Below are 6,657 nucleotides of genomic sequence, written 5' to 3' on the forward strand. Positions count from 1 at the left end.
TTCAATTAAGGTAATTAATCATTCTGGAATTCAAATCGTTATAAAGAATTTACCAACTATTTTTGGCCACATGGCCCCCGATTATATTATTTATTGAGTTTATAAGGTTTATAAAGTTGAAGGTTCATAAGGTTTGCAGACCCTTGTGGGACATTTTGCTTACGGTAGCTAGAGCTGCCGAATCTAAAATCTAAAATTATCACGTTCTCCACCAGATACTATACACGGCGAAAGCGGCAATCGTGAGTAATCCCGTGTAAATGATGATTGACGTGTGTTGCATGTGGGATGGGTGTTTTACGAGTTTACGATCTAGATGAAATTTTAGCCCGTTGGCAATGCTATCCACCCGAAGACAGAAACGGTATATTCCATAAGTGACGGCTCCTACGGCAAACCCGACAACTGTTCCGAAAAGTAGATCTCCGGGATAATGTACTCCCACGTACACCCTCGTGTAACAAGTTACAATTGCCCATAGCATAAAGAATGTAGTTAAGGCTCTGTTCTTGAACAGTAACATCATGAAACAAGCTAATGCGAACGTGTTAGCTGCGTGGCAGGAGGGGAATCCGAATTTTCCGCCTCGCTTTCCATTGACTAAATGTACCATGTCTGCAATATCTGGGTCGCGTGATGGTCGAGGACGTTCGAATATAGGGCGCAGGATGGAACTACATGTTTGGTCTGCCAATGCTATAAGCAAGGCGAACATCAAAGTCGTGAAAATGACCATGCGGATATTCATGTTTTTGTACAAGACGTACAGGATGGACGCATAAAGAGGAATCCATACAAGTTTACTTGTGAATATGTACATGAAGGAATCCAAATAAGGGGTGTGCATACCGTTTAAGGCAAGAAATACCGTACGATCTAGTGCTTGTAGTGATTCTAACATGGAATTTGAATCTATAAGTTTAAATAAATAATGTTCAACCGCTATTTGAGGGGATGATTGGAGAGCAAATATATCATTTTTCGGTATATTTGCAAAATTGTTCTGCGAAATGGTAAAACTCCTCCGTCAGCTTCGCTGCCACCTCCTCTATAAACAGAGGAGGAGTTTTCACTCTTGCCAAAGATGGGGAGTATTTCAACTCTCCCTCTATTTATAGAGGGAGTACGGCAAAGCCGGGAGGGAGTTTGAATGTGGAATTGAATGAATTACAAATAGTAAATCGGCAGGTGCCGGATCTTTAAATTTTGATGAGTTTATGGTAATATTTCCGAATGCAAAGATTAATATAGGGTTGTTCGTCACGGAGAAGAGATCGGATGGATTTCATAACCTAGAAACTGTTTTTTATCCGATTGATCTTCGGGATATACTGGAAATCACGGAAGTGAAGAGTGAGAAAGGGCGTTGCGTTTTTACTTCCACGGGAATCCCGATAGATTGCCCGCCGGAAAAAAACTTGGTGAGTAAGGCATACGCTATTCTGGCTGCCGAGTATGATTTGTCCTCGGTGGATGTGCATTTGCATAAGATCATACCGTATGGTGCCGGACTGGGGGGTGGCTCTGCCGATGCCGCTTTTATGCTGGTTGGGTTGAATCAGCTTTTTTCCTTGGGGTTGAACGAGGAACAATTAATGGGATATGCAGCTAGGGTGGGAAGTGATTGTCCTTTTTTCGTTTTGAATCATCCCGTGTTTGCTTTTGGGAAAGGTGAGTTGATGGAAACGATAGATTTGTCATTAAAGGACTATCATATGGTACTCGTGAAACCGAATCGGGGAGTTTCTACTCCTGAGGCATACCGGGGAATAACGCCTCGTGCGGCCTCTTTTGATTTACGAGAATTGGGAAAATTGCCGATAGAACAATGGACCGGAGTGGTTGTGAATGATTTTGAAAATTCCGTGATTCCTAAAGTCCCGGAAATAGAAGAAGTAAAGAATATATTACGGGATCTGGGTGCGATTTATGTTTCCATGACTGGAAGTGGATCAGCCGTTTACGGGTTGTTCCGTCATCCCGTGGAGGCAGAAAAGGCGTTTCCGGAATATTTCGTGTGGCAAAGTGAGGGAATGAGTTTATAGCTTTACTGTTAAATATAAAATGACTACCCCCTCCGGCTCCCCCTTACACAGGGGGAGAGTTGATTACCAAACATCACGATATTTCAATGCGGCGTGTCCTCCCCCTGTGTAAGGGGGAGTTAGAGGGGGTAGTTTGTTAGCCTCTCCCCACAAATGCGTATACAAATGAAGAGATGCCGGCGAAAATGAAACTAAGGCCGGTCCAGATGATGATATTGAAAATTCCGAACAGGGGATAAAAGACGATCATGAAGGAAAAGAACAAGGTGATGATTCCCGCTATGAATATCCATCCCCATCCCCTGATTTTTAGCGATGACATCTGTAATGATTCGGCAATGTAATCAATGCTTTTGAACATGAGGATAAAGCCGACGATGTAAGGAAGTATGTCTTCCGTGATGATCGGGTGGATTAACAGGATAAAACCGATAATCAGGTCAAGTAACCCGATGAACAATCCCCATCCCCAATGCCGGGAATTACCGCCTGCAAAAGCGTTCATGATTTCACTGATTCCGATAACAATGATAACGATACTGAAATACATGGCCAGTCCGAAATAAGATGCCACCGGATGCCGGATGATGCCGACACCAAAAACGAATAACACGATACCCAGGATAAGATATAACCATCTGAATCCTTTGGGACCGGTAGATGTTGTTGCACTTGTTGTAGTCATTTCTCTGATATTTTTTAAGTTTAGTTTATTTCTTTATATGTGAAATGCATTCAAAAAGTTGTTATTTTGTCATTAAAAATAAATAACCAAATACCGGGAAATACGTTTCAGTGTATAAAAGAACGATGATGAGAAAAATTATATTATTCTTGATGTTGTTTTTAGTAAACTACATGATTATGGCACAAAAGAAAGAGTTGACAGCGGATGAAAAACAAGTGATTATTTATAAGGGGACGGAGAGACCTTTCACGGGTAAATATTATGATTTTAAAGCGAAAGGGACATACGTTTGCAAACAATGCGGGAGCCCGCTTTACCGTTCGGAGGATAAGTTTGATTCCCGGTGCGGGTGGCCGAGTTTTGATGATGAGATTCCGGGAGCGGTGAAACGGGTACCGGATGCTGATGGGAGGCGGACGGAGATTGTCTGCGCTCATTGTGGAGCGCACTTGGGACACGTGTTCACGGGTGAGGGACTTACCCCAAAGAATACCCGTCATTGTGTGAATTCGATTTCGATGGAATTTATTCCTGCCGAAGAATTGAAAATAGACACGGCTATTTTTGCCGGGGGATGTTTCTGGGGAGTGGAGTATTACATGAAAAAGGCACCCGGCGTGCTTGCCGTTGAGTCCGGGTACATTGGTGGAAAAGTGGAAGATCCGTCTTACGAGGAAGTATGTGAGGGAAACACGGGACACGTGGAGGCGGTACGAGTGTTGTTTGATACATCGAAGACTGATTACGAGACGTTGACAAAGTTGTTTTTCGAGATACATGATCCCACGCAACAAGATCACCAAGGTCCGGATTACGGGGAGCAATACCGTTCGGAAATTTTCTACAATAGTCCGGAACAGAAGGCCGTAGCTGAAAAGCTGATACAAGAGTTAAAAGAGAAAGGCTATGCGGTGGTGACCCGGTTAGCTTCGGCTACAACATTTTGGGTGGCAGAGGATTATCATCAGAATTACTATACTAGGAAAGGGACTTTGCCTTATTGTCATGGATATACGAGGCGATTTTGAAAAAATCATGTACCTTTGTTTGGATAAATATTTCAAAAGATAACAGAGAATTTATTTATATAAAAGAAAGGAATTGAATCATGAAAATTGCAGTACCAACAAGAGAAAACGTTGTTGATGATCACTTTGGACATTGCGCATATTACACGCTGTTCACGGTAGATGACGATAAAAATATCACGAATATTGAAACACTCCCTTCTCCACAAGGATGCGGTTGTAAATCGAACATAGCTTCTGTGTTGAAAGAAAAAGGGGTTACCGTGATGCTTGCCGGCAGCATGGGTGACGGGGCTTTAAAGGTATTAAGTGACCAAGGAATTAAGGTTTTCCGTGGTTGTAAAGGGGATGTCCGGAAAATAGCGGAAGGTTATTTGAAAGGGTTTATCCTAGATTCAGGCATCGGTTGCCACCATCATCATGAGGGTGGTGAACACCAATGTAGTCATCATAAAGAGGTTGACTAAGAAGTCGTTTTAACTCCCTCCCCCCTTCGGGGTACTCCCTCTATAAACAGAGGGAGAGCTGAAATACTCCCTGTCTTCGGGAGGAGTCACCAGCTCCTCCTCTGTTTATAGAGGAGGTGGCCGAAGGCCGGAGGAGTTTGTTTAACAACAAATAGTACTTTAGTCAGTTTCTTTGTTTATTTTGACAAGAACTTTGTCGATTCGAGCGGCATCCATATCCACGATTTCAAACTCGAAGTTATACCAGGTCAGTTTCTCTCCGGTCTGTGGTATATGTTCCAAAATCTTTAATATCAGTCCACTTAAGGTGTTGTAATAGTGATTTGCGTACAAACTTTCCATGTCGAAATGGGCCAAGAAGTCATAGAAAGGGCATTGTCCGTCCACGAGATAAGTACCATCTTCCCGTTGCACGATATCCGGTTCTTCCCCAAGTTCCGGCAAGTCTCCGATCAAGGCTTTCAGAATATCTTGTAAGGTAACAATACCTTCGATACTTCCGAATTCATCTGTGACTAGCCCATATTTTATATGTCCTTGTTTTAAGTGCTCCATAGCGTTGTACACGCTTTGATTCTGAGGAAAATATTGGGGAGGACGAACGATGGATTTCAAGTTAAAATCCGGAGCATCCATTCTTCCGAAAAGGTCTTTTAGAAAAACAATTCCGACGATATTGTCCAGCTTCGTGTCTGCCACTGGGTAGATCGTGTGAAGATGTGCGTTTACCGTTTCTCGTAGAGTCTCGTTGCTGTCTTGTATGTTCAGCCAGATGAGATCACTCCGGTGTGTCATGATAGAGCCGAGATCCCGGTCTCCGAGATTAAACACCCGTTCCACGATGTCTTGCTCCACTTCTTGAATCTCGCCTTCGGCGGTACTTTCTTGGATGATTGCTTTAATTTCCTCTTCCGTGATTTTGTTCTCTCCCGATTTGTTCAATCCCAATAGTCTCATCATGAATGACGTGCTGGCAGAGAGTAACCACACGAAAGGTGAGGCTATACGGGAAAGAATATCCATTGGGGCGGCAATTAACTTTGCCATTCTTTCCGCGGCAACCATTCCTATGCGTTTGGGCACGAGTTCTCCGAAAATCAGCGTGAGATAAGTCACGACGATCACGATGAGCGTTTTGGATATTAGTAACGCGTGAGGTTGCAATACCTCTATTTTTTCTACCCATACGGCCAAGTCTCCAGCGAGGGCTTGCCCGGAATAAAGACCGGTAAGGATACCGATTAACGTGATTCCGATCTGTATGGTCGAGAGGAATCGATCCGGTTGATTCGCTAATTTTAATGCTCTTTGTGCGGATTTGTTCCCGCTTTTGGCTTCTGTTTCAAGACGGGATTTACGGGCAGAGACCATCGCTATTTCAGACATGGCGAGTACCCCGTTTAAAATGATAAGTCCTATGATGATTAGAAATTCCATGTGTTAATTTTTTGATTTTAGATTTTAAATTTTAGATTTCCACTCACAAGGCCAGCGCTTCTTAATTTCCTACTTTTAGTTTTTAGTTTTTATCTTTTCTCTTTCCAACTACCCCCTCTAACTCCCCCTTGCACAGGGGGAGGAAACGCTACAATGTAACATTGAAACGTCTTCTTGCGTCCGTTTCTCCCCCTGTGCAAGGGGGAGCCAGAGGGGGTAGTTGTTTTTTCCATTCTAAACTTTAAACTTTAAATTCTATTTGTTTTGGCCTTATGATTAGTAGTGAGGGTAACTTTGCAAAAAGTTCCTGATCTTTTGACAACTTTTCGCAAGTGGTATAACTCATCACTAGTAAGGTTTCTTTATTTTCAATAAAAGTGTTCATGGTTAATGGTTTGTCCAGTACAAATTTGTGTGGATCAATTTGAACGAAATCATTCATGATTCTGGATTTTAGTTGTTTATCCACCTGTTCGTTGATAAAGCAAATCCGGATGGTCATGCTTTGTTCGCCCAACCGGGTTCTGGCGTAGTTGAAAAGGAACAAGTCGTCTTCACTATCAACGAGAAGTAAGATATTGGAAGCCTGCGTGAAACCTCTGTTCACGAAGATTCCCACGGAACAATCCACGTGATCCATGATAGATTCCAGTTTTTGCCGGAGTAGTGTTCCCGGTAAATGTAACGGGCGATCTTTTAATTGTTTCAGCCAGCGGGCGATCGTGGTGAATCTTTTACCCAGTTTTCCGGGGGCCGTGCTATTGTCTTGCATGAATTGTTGTCCAGCCCCTACGAACAGGTAGTCCACGTGTTCTTTCTTGGCCACGTGAACCATTTCCTGAATGAGTTTGTCGGTTACCTGATAACGTTCGTCTACCTGTAAATTCAGATGTCGGGCTTCTTCCCGAAGGGGGATAAAGCTCTCTTCTGCAAACTCTTCCGCTTTGGCAGGATTCAGGTCTGTTCCCAGCGTGAAGTGGGTGGCTATAAGT

6 protein-coding genes and 1 pseudogene are annotated in these 6,657 nt (G+C 43.1%); 3 read left to right on the forward strand and 4 right to left on the reverse strand.

Translation table 11 applies throughout. The features are described from left to right. Window positions 1–199: 199 nt before the first annotated feature. On the reverse strand, window positions 200–901 hold the full coding sequence (locus AB5542_RS20855) for a phosphatase PAP2 family protein (protein ID WP_087420562.1): 702 nt from the start codon (window positions 899–901) through the stop codon (window positions 200–202). A 316-nt stretch (window positions 902–1,217) separates the two neighbouring features. Here AB5542_RS20855 and ispE point away from each other — a divergent pair, with 316 nt between their 5' ends. After that, window positions 1,218–2,045, forward strand: a complete 828-nt coding sequence (gene ispE / locus AB5542_RS20860; RefSeq protein ID WP_279037538.1) for a 4-(cytidine 5'-diphospho)-2-C-methyl-D-erythritol kinase — start codon at window positions 1,218–1,220, stop codon at window positions 2,043–2,045. Window positions 2,046–2,181: 136 nt separating this feature from the next. Here the strand turns inward: ispE and AB5542_RS20865 are convergent, their stop codons facing one another. After that, window positions 2,182–2,730 carry an HdeD family acid-resistance protein gene (locus AB5542_RS20865; protein ID WP_118302081.1) on the reverse strand — a complete coding sequence of 183 codons (549 nt, stop codon included), beginning with the start codon at window positions 2,728–2,730 and terminating at the stop codon, window positions 2,182–2,184. A 128-nt stretch (window positions 2,731–2,858) separates the two neighbouring features. Between AB5542_RS20865 and AB5542_RS20870 the strand changes: the two genes are divergently transcribed. Next, window positions 2,859–3,761 carry a bifunctional methionine sulfoxide reductase B/A protein gene (locus AB5542_RS20870; protein WP_279037536.1) on the forward strand — a complete coding sequence of 301 codons (903 nt, stop codon included), beginning with the start codon at window positions 2,859–2,861 and terminating at the stop codon, window positions 3,759–3,761. 80 nt (window positions 3,762–3,841) lie between these two features. Next, on the forward strand, window positions 3,842–4,228 hold the full coding sequence (locus AB5542_RS20875; protein WP_124316973.1) for a NifB/NifX family molybdenum-iron cluster-binding protein: 387 nt from the start codon (window positions 3,842–3,844) through the stop codon (window positions 4,226–4,228). 159 nt (window positions 4,229–4,387) lie between these two features. Here the strand turns inward: AB5542_RS20875 and AB5542_RS20880 are convergent, their stop codons facing one another. Both AB5542_RS20880 and AB5542_RS20885 read right to left on the reverse strand, forming a co-directional pair. Continuing rightward, complete coding sequence (locus AB5542_RS20880; protein ID WP_087420558.1) at window positions 4,388–5,665, reverse strand: hemolysin family protein; 1,278 nt, start codon at window positions 5,663–5,665, stop codon at window positions 4,388–4,390. Between the two features lie 241 nt (window positions 5,666–5,906). Next, window positions 5,907–6,657, reverse strand: a pseudogene (locus AB5542_RS20885) (cation/H(+) antiporter); the annotation flags it as partial.

This window comes from Butyricimonas sp. RTP31003st1_G1_RTP31003_210430 (assembly GCF_040920905.1).
GTDB lineage: Bacteria > Bacteroidota > Bacteroidia > Bacteroidales > Marinifilaceae > Butyricimonas > Butyricimonas paravirosa.